18 protein-coding genes and 1 rRNA gene are annotated in these 18,270 nt (G+C 34.8%); 13 read left to right on the top strand and 6 right to left on the bottom strand.

The features are described from left to right. The 7 genes from rrf to FFM65_RS10050 form a co-directional block, all read left to right on the top strand. Nucleotides 1-99 (top strand): 5S ribosomal RNA (gene rrf, locus FFM65_RS10080); the annotation flags it as partial. Between the two features lie 573 nt (nucleotides 100-672). Further along, nucleotides 673-2,286, top strand: a complete 1,614-nt coding sequence (locus tag FFM65_RS10075; protein WP_119318511.1) for a helix-turn-helix domain-containing protein — start codon at nucleotides 673-675, stop codon at nucleotides 2,284-2,286. 254 nt (nucleotides 2,287-2,540) lie between these two features. Beyond that, nucleotides 2,541-3,731 (top strand): MFS transporter, encoded by a 1,191-nt coding sequence (locus FFM65_RS10070; RefSeq protein WP_119318512.1) that lies wholly within the window; start codon nucleotides 2,541-2,543, stop codon nucleotides 3,729-3,731. A gap of 13 nt (nucleotides 3,732-3,744) precedes the next feature. Further along, on the top strand, nucleotides 3,745-4,641 hold the full coding sequence (locus FFM65_RS10065) for an alpha/beta hydrolase (protein ID WP_119318513.1): 897 nt from the start codon (nucleotides 3,745-3,747) through the stop codon (nucleotides 4,639-4,641). 9 nt (nucleotides 4,642-4,650) lie between these two features. After that, a complete protein-coding gene (locus tag FFM65_RS10060) occupies nucleotides 4,651-5,124 on the top strand; it encodes a hypothetical protein (protein ID WP_119318514.1) in 474 nt (157 codons plus the stop codon). After that, a complete protein-coding gene (locus tag FFM65_RS10055; RefSeq protein ID WP_119318515.1) occupies nucleotides 5,124-5,966 on the top strand; it encodes a sulfite exporter TauE/SafE family protein in 843 nt (280 codons plus the stop codon). Before FFM65_RS10060 ends, FFM65_RS10055 begins: the two co-directional genes overlap by 1 nt. Beyond that, on the top strand, nucleotides 5,966-6,349 hold the full coding sequence (locus FFM65_RS10050; RefSeq protein WP_119318516.1) for a DUF1634 domain-containing protein: 384 nt from the start codon (nucleotides 5,966-5,968) through the stop codon (nucleotides 6,347-6,349). The genes FFM65_RS10055 and FFM65_RS10050 overlap by 1 nt, the downstream gene beginning before the upstream one ends. 68 nt (nucleotides 6,350-6,417) lie before the next feature. On the opposite strand, the gene FFM65_RS10045 is transcribed toward FFM65_RS10050, so the two are convergent. Next, entirely contained in the window at nucleotides 6,418-8,742 is a 2,325-nt protein-coding gene (locus FFM65_RS10045; protein ID WP_119318517.1) for an L-type lectin family protein, read from the bottom strand. Between the two features lie 291 nt (nucleotides 8,743-9,033). Between FFM65_RS10045 and FFM65_RS10040 the strand changes: the two genes are divergently transcribed. Beyond that, the gene (locus tag FFM65_RS10040) at nucleotides 9,034-9,477 is read left to right on the top strand and encodes a MarR family winged helix-turn-helix transcriptional regulator (protein ID WP_119318518.1); all 444 of its coding nucleotides are present in this window, start codon (nucleotides 9,034-9,036) and stop codon (nucleotides 9,475-9,477) included. A gap of 41 nt (nucleotides 9,478-9,518) precedes the next feature. Here the strand turns inward: FFM65_RS10040 and nrdF are convergent, their stop codons facing one another. Genes nrdF through nrdH form a run of 4 tightly spaced genes read right to left on the bottom strand, consistent with a single transcriptional unit; the run spans nucleotide 9,519 to nucleotide 13,319 of the window. Then, nucleotides 9,519-10,544, bottom strand: a complete 1,026-nt coding sequence (gene nrdF, locus FFM65_RS10035; RefSeq protein WP_057811954.1) for a class 1b ribonucleoside-diphosphate reductase subunit beta — start codon at nucleotides 10,542-10,544, stop codon at nucleotides 9,519-9,521. 13 nt (nucleotides 10,545-10,557) lie between these two features. Continuing rightward, nucleotides 10,558-12,729: a class 1b ribonucleoside-diphosphate reductase subunit alpha gene (gene nrdE / locus FFM65_RS10030; RefSeq protein WP_119318519.1), complete on the bottom strand. Its 2,172-nt coding sequence runs from the start codon at nucleotides 12,727-12,729 to the stop codon at nucleotides 10,558-10,560. After that, on the bottom strand, nucleotides 12,716-13,087 hold the full coding sequence (nrdI, locus tag FFM65_RS10025; protein ID WP_162897982.1) for a class Ib ribonucleoside-diphosphate reductase assembly flavoprotein NrdI: 372 nt from the start codon (nucleotides 13,085-13,087) through the stop codon (nucleotides 12,716-12,718). The genes nrdE and nrdI overlap by 14 nt, the downstream gene beginning before the upstream one ends. Before the next feature lies 1 nt (nucleotide 13,088). Further along, complete coding sequence (gene nrdH / locus FFM65_RS10020; RefSeq protein WP_119318521.1) at nucleotides 13,089-13,319, bottom strand: glutaredoxin-like protein NrdH; 231 nt, start codon at nucleotides 13,317-13,319, stop codon at nucleotides 13,089-13,091. A 265-nt stretch (nucleotides 13,320-13,584) separates the two neighbouring features. Here nrdH and FFM65_RS10015 point away from each other — a divergent pair, with 265 nt between their 5' ends. Further along, the gene (locus FFM65_RS10015; protein ID WP_059074813.1) at nucleotides 13,585-14,211 is read left to right on the top strand and encodes an LVIS_2131 family protein; all 627 of its coding nucleotides are present in this window, start codon (nucleotides 13,585-13,587) and stop codon (nucleotides 14,209-14,211) included. Between the two features lie 128 nt (nucleotides 14,212-14,339). Further along, nucleotides 14,340-15,269 carry a hypothetical protein gene (locus FFM65_RS10010; RefSeq protein WP_119318522.1) on the top strand — a complete coding sequence of 310 codons (930 nt, stop codon included), beginning with the start codon at nucleotides 14,340-14,342 and terminating at the stop codon, nucleotides 15,267-15,269. Between the two features lie 42 nt (nucleotides 15,270-15,311). On the opposite strand, the gene FFM65_RS10005 is transcribed toward FFM65_RS10010, so the two are convergent. After that, nucleotides 15,312-15,521: a hypothetical protein gene (locus tag FFM65_RS10005; protein ID WP_010019054.1), complete on the bottom strand. Its 210-nt coding sequence runs from the start codon at nucleotides 15,519-15,521 to the stop codon at nucleotides 15,312-15,314. Nucleotides 15,522-15,605: 84 nt separating this feature from the next. Between FFM65_RS10005 and FFM65_RS10000 the strand changes: the two genes are divergently transcribed. The 3 genes from FFM65_RS10000 (at nucleotide 15,606) to rpiA (ending at nucleotide 18,265) form a co-directional block, all read left to right on the top strand. Next, complete coding sequence (locus tag FFM65_RS10000; protein ID WP_119318523.1) at nucleotides 15,606-16,169, top strand: guanylate kinase; 564 nt, start codon at nucleotides 15,606-15,608, stop codon at nucleotides 16,167-16,169. Between the two features lie 204 nt (nucleotides 16,170-16,373). Continuing rightward, nucleotides 16,374-17,096, top strand: coding sequence for a C40 family peptidase (locus tag FFM65_RS09995; protein WP_119318524.1), 723 nt, complete (start codon nucleotides 16,374-16,376; stop codon nucleotides 17,094-17,096). Between the two features lie 506 nt (nucleotides 17,097-17,602). Then, entirely contained in the window at nucleotides 17,603-18,265 is a 663-nt protein-coding gene (gene rpiA / locus FFM65_RS09990) for a ribose 5-phosphate isomerase A (RefSeq protein ID WP_119318525.1), read from the top strand. The last annotated feature ends 5 nt before the right edge of the window (nucleotides 18,266-18,270 follow it).

The following is an 18,270-nucleotide window of genomic DNA, read 5'->3' as shown; positions in this document are numbered from 1 at the left end:
AAGGATACACCTGTTCCCATGCCGAACACAGAAGTTAAGCTTCTCCGCGCCGAAAGTAGTTGGTGGGAAACTACCCGCGAGGATAGGGAGCTGCCACGCAACGTAAGGGATCAACATTAGTTGATTCCTTTTTTTGTGTCTTCATATTTTATTTTATGTAAATAAGGTATCTAAAGATTAGTATATTTTATGAAAATAAAATAATTTTAGATAAAATATCGGTAACAAAAAATAGACAAAAAAAGGGTGATCTCTGCGAGATCACCTCAGAATATGAAAATCTATAATGGATTTTCATAGCTTTAAGCTAACCTTAAATGAAATTAACCTGGATCGATTTACTATTATAATGAAGAAAAATTGTATATAATTTTTTATATGAAATAGAAAATAAACTTAAAAAATTCAGTTTCTTTTTTATGAAATTTGTTTTTTTTCGAATTAAGGAACATCAAAAGACTATACTTATTATAAATAAAGCGTAAAATAACATATTGGTATAGATAATAAATTATGTTCATATTTTACTAAATATCTTGTCTATTTATTTAAGTAATAAAATATGGTAGGTTACTTATATAGGAAATAATTTACTATAATATAATTATTGAAGAATATGTTTGAGCGTTTTTTATTATAATAGAATTAATCGCATCTACGGGGGTGGAGTTCTTGGATAGCTTTACTGACTTATTTCTATCAAAATCAGAAATAGAAAAGATACAACTATTTAACAAGATTAAATTGATCAGAACTAATCAATTAGCTAGTGCTGATTTGATTGGGACTTATCGAAATCGTGATATTCAAGTTAAGGATATCAATTTACGTAAGGCTGCTTATCAAATGAATAAGAGTTACGGCAGTGTTTACAATACTTTTTTAGGAATTCAAGAAGATTTTAAGAGAATCCTAGATAAGGACGAATACAGTACGGAAGAGATGTTTAATGTCACTAGAGATGCTTATCATGCATTTTTGACAACTAATTCTGACGGCTATTTGTTCTTGGACGCTATTGTTAAGAATAAGGAAACTTCTTTTAAACATTTCTATGAAACCTTGGAAAGTAGCAAGGCTACCGTTTTACGTCATTTAAAGCCTATGAGAGGCTATTTGAAACGTTTTGGTGTCAGAATTGCTTATGAACCAATGCGTTTCGTAGGTGATGAAGAATCAATTCGTTTGGCTATCGCTGCATTGTACTGGAATGCTACTAGGGGATACGTATGGCCATTTGAAGACTTCACACAAAAAACGGCTTTCAAAGTTGTTGATATTGCTTTGGATAAATATCGCCTTAAGCCAACTAATCACATTACGAAGATGTTTTATGCATATGTCGTTATGGCGCACTTGTATCGAATCATTGAGGGCAATCACGTTCAAAATATGGACGCTTTGAATGTCATCAATTATCCTTTCCCTAATATTTTTGAAAGTGCCGGTTCAATGCTTGAAGGGGATACTGGTAGTAAAAAAGTTAGAGAATTGAAGCGTGCTATTAAGGAAGATGTCAGTTACGAAGAGCAAATGTTCCAATCAGCTGATTTTTATATTCTATTAATGTGTGTTCCAGCAACTTTTGAAGTTTCAGAGGATTATTTACAATCAGTTTCGAAACAATTAGTTAGATATAATCCACTATTTGCTAACTTTATTGATGATTTCTTGGAACTTATTCCAATCGACGTGGAACAAACTGTATCTGATATGGCTATGTCACACAGTGAATTTTTGAGATATAAATACAATTTGACGACATGTATTATCGGTGTTCTAGCACTAGATCACAATTACATTGAAATTTTGAATTTGTATTCAGGCTTTGGAGATGCTATCAGCAAGTTGAATGATGAAGGTCTAGAAAGCAAGATTTATTCAACCGTCCAACACTTGATGTTGCGTGATAAGTATCAATCATTAAATGGCAAAGCTAAACAAATTTCAGAAGCTATTTATGCAATTGCTTACCGTTTCTTCTCACTTTATAACAAAAACATTCAAGTTAAAGTTTACTTGGAATTAGAATCATTCTTCTTAGTATATTCAGACTTGGCAGTTACTCTACAATCATTGCCATATGCTAAGATCGTCAGTGATCCTAAAGAGGCTGATATCGTTGTAACGGCTAATAGTGCCAACCCACCAGCTGATGAAATGAAAAAGGATGCCTGCATCTATCGTTGGATGTATAATGGCGTTGATGGTCAAATGGGTGGCTTGTTGAACTTGATATATAAGATTTGGACCGAAGAAAAGGTTACTGAAAATCCAAATCTTTAAGTGAAAAGTGTTGCAACTATTTTCAGAATATATTATGATACAGGTTGTGCGATGAGTCGAGAGCCGTCGAATTTGGACGGCACTTATGATGGTAGGGTATCAAGCACTACTCACCGGATTGTGAGGGATATCTATAGAGCGCTGATGTGAACAGCAAACTATTTACTCATCTGAGTACTACCAACTAAAACCATGGTTGATCTTTTTGGCCATGGTTTTTTTATTGAAAAAATTAAATAGAAGAGGTGAAAAGGATGCGCGCTCAAAGATTGTGGCTATTAATTTTAAATATCACATTCAATTTAGTAATGGGATTTATTTTGCCAGTGAATACAATATTTATTCACAAGAATCTACACGAATCATTAGTAACAGCAGGATTTGCTTTAATGGTATATTCAGCTTTTATGATGATTGGAAATGCTTTGGGGGGATTTATGTTTGATCGTTTCTCCAAGCGTGGAACGTTATACATTGGTTATGGAATATCAATTATATCGTTATTAGGTATGTCAGTACATCATGTGTGGCCAACATATGCGATTATGTTGTTCACGTTAGGATTTGGAATGGGACTGGTCTATACGGCCGTCAATGCTTATACCGCCTTTATCGCGGAACAAATGACTGGTAATAGTCGAGTGATTTTTAATAATATGTATTTAGCTGCTAATATCGGAATTGCTATTGGTTCAACAGCGGTTGGATTTATCTTTAAGTGGAGTATCTTTCTCACTTTCTTCATTCCAATGTTATTATTTGTAATCAGTGCCGTTATATTGGTATTAAAAGCTAACGTCTTAGATCACGTTCGTGAACAAGATGACGATGATATTCAACGTTATGAAAGTAGTGACGTTAAGGATCCAAGAATTGAAATTGGTGTAAATCGTTTCAGATTAAATATTTTTGTGATTTGTGCATCGATTTTTATCGTTTGGCTAGGTTATTCTCAATGGGATAGTAACCTGTCAGCCTATATGCTAAACCAAGGTTATACAACTCGTGAATATGGTTTGGTATTTACAGTAAATGCTGCTTCATTATTGATTATTCAACCAGTAATGAATCGTGTAGTTTCAAAGATTTTCAAATTATTGAAATATCAAATTTTCTTAGGAACAATCATTATGGGATTATCATTCTTGTTACTTCCAGGAGCCAAGACATATTTAGCTTTCATCATTAGTATGTTAGTTTTAACTGTTGGTGAATCAATGGTTTTCCCAACTATTCCAGCTTTATTGAGTAAGATGTCAACTAATCGAAATCGTGGAACTTTCCAAAGTTTCTACAGTATTTTTGGTTCATTAGGAAGAGCAATTGGACCTTATGCAGGTAGTTTGATCATCACAGCAATGTCTTTTTCAACATTGTTCGTTGGTATCACTATTTCGATGATTATTGTTGCTATCGCAATGGTAGGTGTGAAAGAATTAGGATAAGTGAGGTAATATCATGATAATTATTTTGTTGATATTGTTATTGCTAGTCGTTCTAATTCTGAACGCCTTTTTTTTGTATATTCAACAAAGGGGTTCTAAAGCTTTAGGTTCAGAAGCTCCTAAGGTTAAAATGGATGAAGGTTTGGAAGAAAGTACGGCTAGATTTTTAGCAAAGAATAAAGATGAATGGCAAATAGAGTCGCATTACAATAGCAGTAAATTATACGGTTGGTTTACCAATAATGATGCACAGACAACGGTTATTTTAGTGCATGGTTTTGGTGTTGATCACAATTCGTTGAATGTTCATGCCCAACTGTTCGATAAACTTGGCTGCAATGTCTTACAAATCGATGATCAAGCGGCTGGTAAAAGTGAAGGTAAGTATCTTGGTTTTGGTTATATAGAGAGTCAGGATTTACTGGATTGGATTCAAGAAGTTTTGCACAGACGCCCGGATGATAAAATTGTTTTGTTTGGAGCCTCAATGGGAGCAGCAACTGTTATGTTGACAACAGACAATGACCTACCAAAAAATGTTAAACTAATAATCGAGGATTCTGGCTATACTAGTGCAGCAGATATTTTGAGTTATCACTGTCAAAAACGATACCATATCAAAGGTAAATTATTGATTGCTGGTATTTCATTGATGTCACGCTTAAGAGCTGGTTTTTCGTATCGACAGACAGATTGTCGCAAGGCATTAGAAAAAAATAAATTGCCGATATTGTTCATGCATGGAAAAAATGATTTTACGGTGCCTTTCAAAATGAGAAATGAGTTATCCACATGTGGACAATTCCCAAAAATGTCGTATGAAAGCCTTGGTGTTCACATTCGCAGCTACTACGTTGATTCGAAAAATTACCAACAGGTTGTGGATAAGTTTTTCAAAAAGTATCTTTAGGAGAAGAAAATGAAAATAAAAATTACTGATTTTATCGAGAATGTTCAAGAAGGAAAATTTAACCAAACTAGTTTAGAAATTAGTAAGGATGATTTATTACAAGAAGATCTTTGGTCTTTGAATAAAGCTAAAGAACAACTGGAAAAGGACGCTGCCGATAATAAACTTTCACAAGTTTTGATTCATGTGGCCGATGCTGAATTTGAAATCAATTTTTATCTAGAAACAGGTGTTATCAATTTACCATTCGATGATGCTAAGAAAGTCACTCATTTCTTCGATGATGATGCTGAAGTAGACACTAAGATCTATCTTTCAACTGTTTGCGATTATTTAAATGCCTCAAAATTTCATATCGATTTAATTTCAGAAAATTTACTTGAAAATGCTGAAATTAAACACGCAATGGATATAATGAAAAGTAACTATGAAACTTCCGTAGAGAATTTTAATAATAAGGAAGAAGAAAAAGAGGAAAAATAATGAATTCAATGTTGCTACTCTTAATAATGGGAGTAGGGGCTGGAGTTCTTGGTGCAATTTTAGGTATTGGTGGTGGAATGATCATTACGCCGGTTTTGACTATTATGATGGGTCTAGATATCAAATATGCCATCGGTGCTAGTATCATTTCAGTTATTGCGACAAGTTCTGGCTCGACTATTGCCTATTTGAAAGATGATATGCTTAATTTGCGTGTCGCGATGTTTTTGGAAATTGCTACTACCGTCGGAGCAATTATGGGTGCTTTGTTAGTAGGAGTATTTTCAAGTAGTTTCTTGTATGTTTTGTTCGGATTTTTCTTATTGTACTCAACTTACAATATGATCCGAAAATTGTTCGATAAAAAAGGTGAACAAGTTTTCACTGGTCATGATCCAATTGTTGATAAGTTTAAACTAGCAAGTACTTATTATGATAAGTCGGAGCAAAAACAGGTCGACTATTCAATGAAGAATGTTCCTGGTGGTTTCATTATGATGTGGGCTGCCGGTTTAGCTAGTGGATTATTAGGTATTGGTAGTGGTGCTTTCAAAGTTATCGCTATGGATACAATTATGAAGATGCCTTTAAAACCATCAAGTGCTACTAGTAATTTGATGATGGGTGTAACGGCTGCTGCTAGTGCTACAGTATATTTCTTTAACGGCTCAATTCGTCCAGATATTGCTGCACCTTTGGCAATTGGTGTTTTAGCTGGTGCTACGATTGGTGCTAGATTGATGCAAGTTTTGAAACCAAGAGTAATCAGAATGATCTTTATTCCAATTATTCTCTACATGGGAGTGCAAATGGCTCTTAAAGGATTCGGGGTGAACATCTAATGGATACACATAAAGAGACTCGAGAAGTTGAAGTAGTTATCGGTAAGATTTTGCGAATCGGTGTTATTGCTTCAGCTATCGTTATTTTGATAGGTATGGGCTTATACTTTATGAATGGCTCTGGTTATCCAACCGTTATGCAAAATGGTAAAGCTATGGTTGACTTTCCACGAAGATTTTCAGATATTTTTGCCGGCATCATGGCTGGTAAATCATATGCTGTGATTATGTTGGGTGTTTTCTTATTGATATTGACGCCAGTTTTGCGGGTAGTCGTTTCAATTTATGCCTTTTATAAAGAACATGACAATTTATACGTTATTATTACTACAATCGTTTTAGTTATTCTGATGTTCGCTATGTTTATGGGATATCGGAGTTAAAAAAATAAACCTTGGAGAAAAATCTCTGAGGTTTATTTTTTTGAAGTGATTTATGAATAAAATCAAGATTATTTATTTGCTAGAGAATCCAATAAAGTCCAACTTATAACGCCGTTATATTGACCAGCAGGACTAACGTTATTGTTTAGAGCTAATAGAATTCCATTTTGATTAGTCCAAGGTAAGGTAATATTATTAGTTTCTGTTAGATCATCAGATTTAGTATGTTGAGCAATATTTGTGGTGCTGCTTAAATTTATTGGATGACTGTCAGGCGTTTCTTTAAAAACCAAATTACCGTCAAAAGGTTTTTTGGTATCAATATTAGTTAGTTGTGAAGCTGTAGCTTGAACAGTCCAACTTGAACCTTTTTCACGACTATCGATAACACGAACGTTCCAATCATCAATTCTAGGTATCAGCTTGTTTTTGTTACCAAGATTGATATTTTGAAATTTTACATTGCTAGAAACTTCTCCAAAGTAAACTGTCCCACCAAATTGAATCGTCCGTTCCAAAGTGTTGGTTTGACCAAGATTTCCAGAATCATCTTTGACATAAAATGAAACTGGTGTAGAGGAAGCATTTAATTGTGAATTGGGGATGTTTAAAGTGAAATCTCCAGCTGAGTCGATAAGTCCTTTTTGAGCGATGTAATCTTGGTTACCAATTTTTTGATAAACGGTTAATTTGGTTAAATCAGGAGTAGCATTAGTTCCTAAGTAATTAACATGGGCTTTGATTTGAGCATCTTCACCCTTTTTGATTTTGATAATGTATGGAGTGGAACTTTCAAGCGTGATTGATTTAGGATCGATAACAAATGAAGGTGCATCAGTATCAGTGATTAAATTATCTCCATCAAAGTGGGCGTGAGCAGATGGTACAGTCAAAGTGTTGGTTGTAGTTTTAGCGGCTTTACCATGAAGAGAAACTGTTGCAGTACGATTATCCTTATTTAAAGTTTGGAGTAATTGATAATTTAAGTGATTAGGGTCGGTAGTATCAGCGAATACACTGCTAGGGATGGTTTCTTTTTCACCATTAGCGTAGGTGATTTCACCACTAGTAAAGGTCATATTTTCAGGGATTTGCATTCTAGTTTTGATGTTGGCCCATTCTCTTGTCCAACCAATATATTTTAAATTATAATTGTAAGTAATTTCATCATTGGCATTAACGTGACCACCAGCTTTTACCTCAGTGTTTTCGGTGTCATTATGAATATCGGCAGTTGCCTGTGCATCAACGAAAGATGGCAAAGATTCGAAGACTAGTAAGTTGTTTTCAGTATATTTACCTGTTGATCCTGTAAAGCCCCAATATAGCTTGCCATCAGTGCTTTTGAATTGGTTAGTATCGATAACGGTTGAAGCAGTTTTAGCTGAATTAGTTGGTGTTCCATCGGTATTTTTGTCATCATATTTGTAAGTAATAGTTCCAAGATTACTGTTGGCGGCGGGTTTAGTCCATTGAATCGTTAAATGATGCCAGTTGTTATCGACTAAATTTAGACCATCAGTCGCAGCCAAATGTAACATAGTAAAATAATTTTTAGTTGCGGGTCCACCACTAGTATCGCCAGCAGGCTTTTTTATGGAGTTGTGGAAGTAGGTGTTTATTGGGAAAGTTCCATCAGATGGATTTCCAGGATAACCGATAGCAATGTGTTGGCCATTAATTCCTTGGGCATCAAAGGAAACACCCTCACCAGAAATATCTTTATAAGTTGTTAATTTGTTGACGAAGGTATCAAATTCAATTGCTAAACTGTTTTGAACAGCATTTTTAGCAATATTAGCAGGATTAGTTTCATTCCAGTCCCAATCTGTTCCCCAAACTCCTAAAGTTTCACCATTACCGGGCACGATTGTACCATCTTTGTTTTTTCCGATTGAATGAGCATTTGTTCCTCGTGGATCATTGTGCATGACAAAAGCCATTCCGTCACCAGGGAAGAGACTGTCAGGATAACTTGAATTTTTGTACGAACCGAAATAAAGCCACATAGAAGCGGTTTGGTTTTCGTTAATATTGAAGAAGTTATCTTCGGATAAATTACTCCAAATACCTCCAACTTGATAATTACTATTAGTCATTTTGATAACACTGGTATTTGAAGTAGCAGGATTAGTCGAACTAACGATTTCAGCCGAGTTATCCTCAAAGTTTGCCTTAATGAAATCTTTATCGCTCCAATGCAAACCTTTGGGAGTCTTTGCTAAGGCATCCGTATAATTTTGTTGGTTACCGGCATCGACGACACTGTTAGTGGGAGTAACGTCCGTGGCGGCCAAAGCAGTTTGAGTCAAAGTGAAAAGTATTAATAGTCCCTCAAAAATAATAAATAAAAAAATATAAAGTGTATTTGATTTAATTTTATATTTGTTCATAATAAAACCCTCACATCAAAGACATTTTGTCATTATCCATGAAAATTGTAACAGGTTTGTGAATAATAGTTGCTGTTTTAGCATAAAATAGTCATTATATTATGATATAAAATATATTAAATAAAAGTATAAAAATATATCAGTTATATTGTGAAATAATATAATTATATACTGATATTCCAATAAAATATCTTTTTGAAGACAATTTAATTGTACCAAATCAAATTATTTACAATTTCTTTTCAAAGGAATAGAATATGGATTATAAATTAATGATAAGGAGGCGTGGTTATGCCTGATATAAACGTAAGTCGGCCAATCCCTCTGAATGATCACTTGTGTTTTTCTTTATATGTGACATCACGTGCAATTCAGAAATTGTATCATGATGGGTTGAGTGCAAATGGATTAACTTATCCGCAATATTTAGTTTTAGTGGCTTTGTATGAATATAAAGAATTAACAGTTAAGAAATTAGGTGCGTTGTTGTCCTTGGATTCTGGGACTTTAACGCCACTTTTGAAGCGTTTGGAAAAAGAAGATTTAGTAATTCGTGAACGTAGTAAATCTGACGAACGAGTAGTTAATGTTCATTTGACAGATGCTGGAGTTCAAAAACGTGAATCTGTTAATGATCTTCCTAAGATTATGATTGAAAAGAGTGGTTTCACCGATGAAGAGTGGAATACTTTGGAAACTCTATCTAAGAAAATGTTTAAGAATATTACTGAGTAAAAAAATAACGTCATTCCTGTGAGTGCAGGAGTGACGTTTTTTTATTTTAATTTTTTAACTTTGTCAAAGAGTGAACTACCGTTAGGTGTTTTGTTGTCGCCAGTTCTTCCGATATCGTAATCAGAATCTTTCATAGCTTCAACTTTACCCATCAAATAACCATTACCAACTTGTGAGAAGAAATCGTGATTGCTAGTTCCAGTTGAGATACCGTTCATAACGATGGGATTGACATCTTCAGCGTTGCCATCAGGGAAGAGCGGCTCTTGACCGAGGTTCATCAAGGCTTTGTTAGCGTTATAACGCAAGAAAACCATTACTTCATCAACCCAGCCAACTTCTTTATAGAGGTCACGAGTATACTTTTCTTCATTATCGTAAAGTGTATACAGTAAATCGTACATCCAGTCTTTCATTTCGGCTTTTTTATCATCGCTCAATTCGTTGAAGCCAAGTTGGAATTTATAACCGATGTAAGTTCCGTGAACTGATTCATCACGAATGATTAACTTGATGATTTCGGCAACGTTAGCTAGTTTGTTATTGCCAAGATAGTACAGAGGTGTGTAGAAACCTGAGTAAAATAGGAAACTTTCTAAGAAAACACTAGCAACTTTCTTTTGTAGTGGATCGCCATTTTGATAAATGTCGTTGATGAATTTAGCTTTCTTTTGCAAATATTCATTGTGATCAGTCCAGTCAAAAATCTCTTCAATTTCTTCGGCACTGTTCAAAGTACTGAAGATAGAAGAATAACTCTTGGCATGAACAGACTCCATGAATTCGATATTATTGAAGACAGCAGTTTCTGCTTGAGTTCTAACATCCTTTAACATTGCTTGGATACCGTCTTGAGATTGTAAAGTGTCTAGCAATGTCAAACCACCAAAAACGTGACCGACAACGGTTTGTTCTGCGGGGCTTAAGGTGCGCCAATCGTCTAAATCATTGGAAAGAGGAATTCTTGTATCGAGCCAAAATTGTGAAGTTAACTTTTCCCAAGTTTCCTTGTCGATTTGGTCTTCAAGCTTATTCCAGTTCATTGACTTGTAATATGTATCAACCATTAAAAATATCCTCCTAGATTGAGCAGCTTTCGCATTCGTTACTGCCGATTTCGTCATTATTTTCAGTGAAAGTTCTGACGTAGTAAAGTGACTTGATGCCCTTGTAATAAGCATAGTTACGCAAAATACTTAGATCACGAGTCGTTTGCTTAGTTTCAGTAGCACCTTTCCAGTCGTATAAACCAGCAGGGATTTCTGAACGCATGAATAAAGTCAAACTCATTCCTTGATCGATGTGTTCTTGAGCTGAAGCGTAGGTATCGATAACTTCACGCATATCAGTATCGTAAGCTGATTTGTAGTATTTGATCGTGTCATTACTCAAGAAAGGAGCTGGAAAGTATAACTTACCGTTTTTCTTTTCTTGACGTTCTTCGACTAGACGAGTAACTGGCTGCAAGCTGGCACTAGTATTGTTGATATAAGAAATAGAACCAGTTGGAGCAACGGCCATTCGATAAGCATTGTAAAGACCATCTTTAGCAACTTTTTCTTTCAAATCAGCCCAATCAGCTGTTGATGGAATAAAGATATCCTTGAAGAGATCCTTAACTGTATCCAATTTTGGAGCATAGCTGTTAGCTAAATACTTGTCGAAATATGAGCCGTCAGCGTATTTAGATTTTTCAAAATTAGCGAAAGTTTCGTGGCGTTCTTTAGCAATGTTGTTACTTTCAACTAAAGTCCAGTAGTTAAGCAACATGAAGTAAACGTTGATGAATTCAATTGCTTCTGGGGAACCGTATTCGAGGTGATGGCAAGCTAAGAAAGTATGCAAGCCCATGGCACCTAAACCAATAGCGTGACTGAGTTTATTTCCGTTCTCAACAGGAGGAACAGCAGTAATATTTGAAGCATCACTGACAAAAGTAAGTGCTCGAGTCATGGAACGAATTGATTTACCAAAATCGGGACTTTCCATCATATTTAAAATATTAGTTGAACCGAGGTTACAACTGACATCAGTACCCAATTTCAAATATTCTTGGGCGTCATTTAATTCAGAAGGAACTTGAACCTGTTGAATTTCGGTACAAAGATTACTCATGATAACTTTACCGTCGATAGGGTTGGCACGATTGACAGTGTCAATATTCAAGACGTAAGGATAACCAGATTCTTGTTGGAGTTTACTGATTTCATCCTCTAGTTCACGGGCAGGAATTTTGTACTTCTTAATACGGTCGTCATTGACTAAGTTGTCGTATTCTTTAGTGATGTCGATGTATGAGAAAGGTACACCGTAGACCTTTTCAACTGAATAAGGGCTAAATAAGTACATATCAGCATTATTGCGGACTAATTCATAATACTTATCAGGAACGATCACACCAAGGGATAAAGTCTTAACACGGACCTTTTCGTCGGCATTTTCTTTTTTAGCAGATAAAAAGTCGATAATGTCAGGATGGAAGACGTTCAAATAGACGGCTCCGGCACCTTGTCTTTGTCCTAGTTGATTACTGTAACTGAAACTATCTTCGAGTAACTTCATGACTGGCAAAACACCGGAAGATGAATTTTCAACGCCTTTGATAGGTGAACCGGATTCACGTAAGTTGGATAAAGTAATTCCGACTCCACCACCGATACGTGATAGTTGTAAGGCGCTGTTGATTGTTCGACCGATACTATTCATGTCATCAGTTACTTGCAATAGGAAACAAGAGACGTATTCACCACGACGTTTTCTACCAGCATTCAAAAATGAAGGCGTTGCAGGTTGATAACGTTGGGCAATCATTTCCGTGGCTAAGGCTTTAGCTAAATCTTGGTCGCCATTAGCATACAAAAGAGCATTAAAAAGAATCCTCATTTCGTAATTTTCCAAATAGAGGTCGCCATCATTTGTTTTGAGAGCATATTGGTTATAAAACTTATATGCTGCCATAAATGATTGAAATTGGAAATGTTGATCTAGTAAGTCGTGGTAAAGGTCCTCGATAAATGACAAAGGATACTTATCAATGACAGGCTTTTCGATGTAATCACCATCAATTAGGAAATCGATATGGTCTTTGAAAGTATCGAATTTTTTCGTATTAGGTTGAACATTTTCTTTAAAGAAGGCTTGGATTGCTTCTTTGTCCTTGTTCAAAGGAATCTTGCCATCAACGGGGATGTTGATTTCGTTATTCAATTTGAAATAACTGAGTTTGGTTGCATCGAGGTTATTTAATCCCAATTTTATTCACTACTTTCTTAAAATTTTCGACATCTTTAGTTGTTCCATTGAATTCGAACTCGAAGACGACAGGAACATTCAAAGCGGCAGCGATGTCTTTAGCTGTGTGGTTATAGAGGGTGTTAAAGTTGCGATTTCCTCCACCAGCTACGCCGACGCAATTTTTAGCGTTATCTTCATATTGAAGAAAATCAATCACAGGATCCATCATGTCGTCGTCATAAGAAGGCACGATGAGAATAAATGACCGATCCATTTTATAAAACGGATCGGCATCGGTTATTTCATATCCATCTATTCCCAACTTGTCAACGAAACGCTTAGTTTGACCAGTGATAGAGTAGTAAGCTAGGTTCATTTTATCCAACTAGTTCCTTTAAGCTGTCTGGACGGAAACCGACGATTGGGTCCATTGCTTCATTCATAACGACAGGAACACTTTGGAAACCTTGTTGTTTTAGAGTATCAAGATATTGTGGATTTTGATTGATATTTCTTTCTTCAAAAGGTACATTATGTTCCTTTAAATATCTTTTAGTCATGCGACATTGCATGCAATTGTTTTTGCTATAGACGATTACGTTGTTCATAGTATTACTTCCTCTCATATTCTCATTTAGTATAATCATTAAAAAATATAAACACAATATATTGTACTCGTTGTAACGGATGCATACACGATATAGCGTGGTTATACTGTCATTACAAAAAACGCGCAAACTAGTATGCCCACAGAATTTGTATCGTTTTGCATCTCTATTTCAATTATTTTTTCGATTCGTGGTAAAATTAGCGTAATGACTATTATAAAGTTATGAAGTGTTTAAGACAATTAATTTTAGTTGGGAGAAGACTATGAATTCTTGGAATTTTGTAGGAATTATAGCGTGGATCATTGTAATTGCGCTCTTAATTTTTGTTGTATTCAATATTAGAAATCGTCATTTAAATATTTTAGTTGTTAAAAAGGGAAAAATTACTTGGAAGACGATTTTGACAGATCTGCTAGAAATTGTAGTAATAATTTTAATGGTCAGTGGACTCTTGTATACGAGTTTATTTACGAGAGTTGATTTGACTGATAAAGAAGCTGTATCAGTCTCGTACAAGTATGATCCGATGATCGTACAAACGACTGAAGACGGTCAAGGATACTATGTAAAAATCGATAAAAAACAATCTAACTCCAGTACTGATGTATATCAATATTGGTTGAACAATTCGACTTATACTGTTTCTAGTCGTGATTCAACCATTTCAGATGCTACTTTGCCATTTACGGTTTCAGGCATCCATTTGGACTGGCCAATGAAGAAGATTAGAAAACTAGATTCTAAATATCAATATGCTTATGTAATTACTGTACAAGCTAAATATAAGAACAATTTCATCAATGGTTTAGGTTTGAAAGCTAATCGCTATGCTATGGAATATCGTGTTTTGAGGGTTCCTGCTAGATCATTTATTGAAGTTGAAAAATAATTAAGAAATCCCACTAGAACATAATTTCTAGTGGGATTTTTATTCGATTTTGATATAAATAATTATTTATGGAAAAAATCTCCATACCTCATGTTAGACTAAAGGCTATCTTAATATGAGGGGATTCTATGAAAAAAGGATGGGGTTTAGTAGTAATATTGGCAGTATTTTTTATTGGGGGATGTTCGCAAGTGAAACACCATCCTCAAAAGAAGACTAATGTTACTAAAAAGAGAGTTGAGAAAACTTTGGATTTTACCAAAGGAATTCCAGAACAGCTCCAAAATACTTATTATCAATATTCGATTAGTAATTCTTCGGATAAAAGTGATCAATTGTCAGAGTTGCTAATTAAGTCAGATAAAATATTACTTAATGATTTAACTAGTGGTCAGGAAACTGAAGAATTGTCGGACGTTTCGTATCGTCGTTTGAAAAAGAATACTTATGTACTATACAATGGAAATCTGTTTCAAAAAGTTCGTTTATTGGATAATCAAGATTTAGAATTATTTGATAGTAATGATGATTATCAAGCGGCTTTAAAATCTTTAGATAAAGAGTCGTATCATTTGGGTTCTTTGCCAATTGAATTACGCTTATCTCCAAGGGATTTGGATACTAAATATTACGTTAATAGTTTGGATTTTCGTGATTATATTAGTTTCAATACTGGAATTCGCAATTCTTATGAAGCAATAGTTCAAAATGACGGTTCATTGAAGTTTCCGCGATATTTTCAAACGGAGATTTTGATTAAAAATGGAAAGTACGTGTTAAAAACTTTGAATCTCGATAATATTTCAGCTGAACACTACGTTACTTTTTCCAAAATATCGGCCACTTGTTTGAAAGATGATGCAACGAATCAACTGTATTATTTGGAGGAAAATCCTAAACAGCAAGCTTTAAAAAAGATGGGGATTGAAGAGCCGACACATCAATATCATCAATCAACGAATAATAAAGGAGAATCTAAGACGTATGATTTTGCAGACGACCAAGATGACGATTATTATGATACGTATGATGACTTTGATTTAAATGAAGGCGACTAAAAAAGCAGCATTTCCAAAAGGGAAACACTGCCTTGATATTAATTACTTAGCTTTTTTGATTTTCTTGATGCTGACAACAATCTTGTTGTTCAATTCCATTTTGTTGGAGTTATCTTTGGGATCATTTTTAACAATTTCCATCAAAGCTGAATGTTCATAAATCTTTTCAACTTTACCTTGGAATGGATAATCCATATCTTCATCAACGGAGCAATCGTAAACATTACCAACTTTTAGGTCTTCAATTTTCATATGTAAAGTCTCCTCGGATTAATTAATTAACAGATTAGTATAATAATATAGTAGAAGAAATATTTCAAATTATAGGAGTCCAAAATGGATAAAAAGATTATTGTTATAACCGGTGCTAGTGGAACCGGCAAGACTACCATTAGTAAATATCTGCAAGATACATATCATATACCAAGTGTCATTACTCACACTACTAGATTACCACGTGCAGGCGAAAAAAGCGGGATTGACTACTATTTTGAGACAAAAGAAAGCTTTTTAAAGAATCATTACCTCGAAAAAGTCGAATATAGTGGCAATTGGTACGGTTCTTCAGAAGAAAGTCTCAATAAAACTTGGGAGAAATACGACACAGCAAGTATTGTCGTTGATACTCAAGGTGCTATTTCATATAAAAAGAAGTACGGCAAGAATGCGGTCGTGATTTTCTTAGAAGTCGATTTGGAAACTGTGACAAAACGTCTTGAGAATCGTGGGGATGAAACTCATCGTCTTAAAGCTCGAATTAATAGCGATGAATTCCAACGGGATCTGCAAATTCCCGCTGAATTATCAGGCAAATGCTATAAGATTATTAACAAAAACATCGAAAAAACCAAAGAAAACGTCAACAAAATACTAAAAAACGAAAAAATTAATAAAAAATAATTTCACAAGAAGGCGCTAATCATTGATATATCAGTGATTAGCGCCTTCTATTTTGTGAATAACAAAGTGTAACATTCTTATTCAATTGTTGTAACAATTCTGCAATATTCATAGAGTATTATAGTCATCGTTGAGTGATAAGAAATTAATAATTAATAAAAACTTAAAAATTAAAAAAGTAAACCATTACGGGGGATTTCAATTTTGAATACAAACGTTAAAAAAAGTCTAGTTTCATTTACAGCAGCTGCAGCATTAGCAGTTACAGGTTTAGGTCTATCAAACGCTACTACAACTAAAGCCGCAACACAAATCATTACAGAAAACGTTCCTTCAGTTGTAACAACAAAGAACATGTCAATGCTTTATACATCACCATCATCATCAGCTAAGAGTGCTGGTCGTGCATTAGCTTCAAACAGCTCATGGCGCGTTGGTGAAGCTGCTAAAGATGACGAAGGTAACATGTGGTATCTTGTTGCTACAGACGAATGGGTTAAGGGTAGTGATGTAACTACACAAACAGCTACTACACAAGCTGCATCAAACTCAGACACAACTTCAGCTTCAACTGCTGACAGTGTTATCAGTACTGCAAAACAATACTTAGGTACACCTTATGTATGGGGTGGTAAGACACCTGCAGGATTTGACTGCTCAGGTTTCACATCATACGTATATCAACAAGCAACTGGTAAGAGCATTGGTTCATACACAGTAGCTCAAGAATCTGCTGGTACACAAGAAGCTGTTTCTCAAGCATCAGCCGGAGATCTATTGTTCTGGGGTAGCAAAGGTTCAACTTACCACGTAGCTATCTACTTAGGTAACAACCAATACATCGCTGCACCACAACCAGGCGAATCAGTTAAGATTTCAACAATCTCAGGTTACTTCATGCCTTCATTCGCTGTTAAGGTTCTATAATATAAATTCAAAATTTAAATCATTCGCATTGGATCATCCGTTTGGGTGGTCCTTTTTTAATGGAGAAAATTACTATAGTTAGGCAAATGCTCAACATCTAAGCGTATCTTTTCACCCTCTATTTCAATAATTCTTCACATTTTATTACAAATTTATTCGTATTTGTAAGTTATTATTTAACCATAGTCAAAAAGCAAAGAGGTGACCGGATGGTTAGATAACTTCCCAATAGAGATAACCCTTTTAAAAAGATAATTATTGAAAACAATGAATAGAAAAACAAACCCTTAAAACATATATTTAAAAAATTTAATCCCCTAAAAATAAACTTCAGATATCTCCCCCCCTAATAGATATGAAGTCAATTACAGAGTTATTCCCCGTAACTCTAAAAGAAAGAAGCGATATTTATCATACTTATGAATATCACATTTGCTTGCCTATTGGCAGGCTTTTTTTCGTCTAATTGGTAAAATGTAACTGAATTAAAAAATAAGGAGATTATCATGGAAAAGTTAATTGAATCAGCTTTAAAAATGATTAAGCCAAAGATGACTGTTAGTTTCGGAGGTGGACGGACAGTAGGTCGCTTGCTTCGAGCAGTTAAGGATAGTCAATTAGATATTAAGATTGCCAGTCCTTCTGAAGCTACTAGGGATTTATGTAAGGAATTTGAATTACCAGTAACATCGCTAGAAGAAGTAACTACTTTTGATTTGGCCTTCGATGGTTGTGACAGTTTGGATCATCATTTGAATGCTTTGAAGAGTAACGGTGGAATCCACGTTTTTGAAAAACTTTATGCTAACTTGTCCAAACGCTACATTATTTTGGCTCCAGAAGCTCGATTTACTAAAGTTTTAAATCCAGATATTCAATTAACTTTGGAAATTTTAGATTTGGCCATGCCACAAGTTATCGCTGCGGTTGAAAAACTTGGTGGTACTGCAGAAATTCGCCAATCCAGTGATATTGCTGGGATGGTTCGAACAAAGAATGGTAATGGACTATTAGATTGTCATTTTGATGACTGGTCTTATATCGATGAAATTGACGCTGAATTGGGATCAATGGTCGGTGTGATGGGAACTTCTTATTTTAAAGATATTGTGACAGATGCGCTTTTAGCAACTGATGATGGTGTAAAGCATGTGAAAAAAGATATATAAAATAA

It is taken from the genome of Companilactobacillus formosensis (assembly GCF_005405305.1).
GTDB lineage: Bacteria > Bacillota > Bacilli > Lactobacillales > Lactobacillaceae > Companilactobacillus > Companilactobacillus formosensis.
Note: the sequence above shows the minus strand (reverse complement) of the source record. Positions and strands in the feature narration are given on the sequence as shown.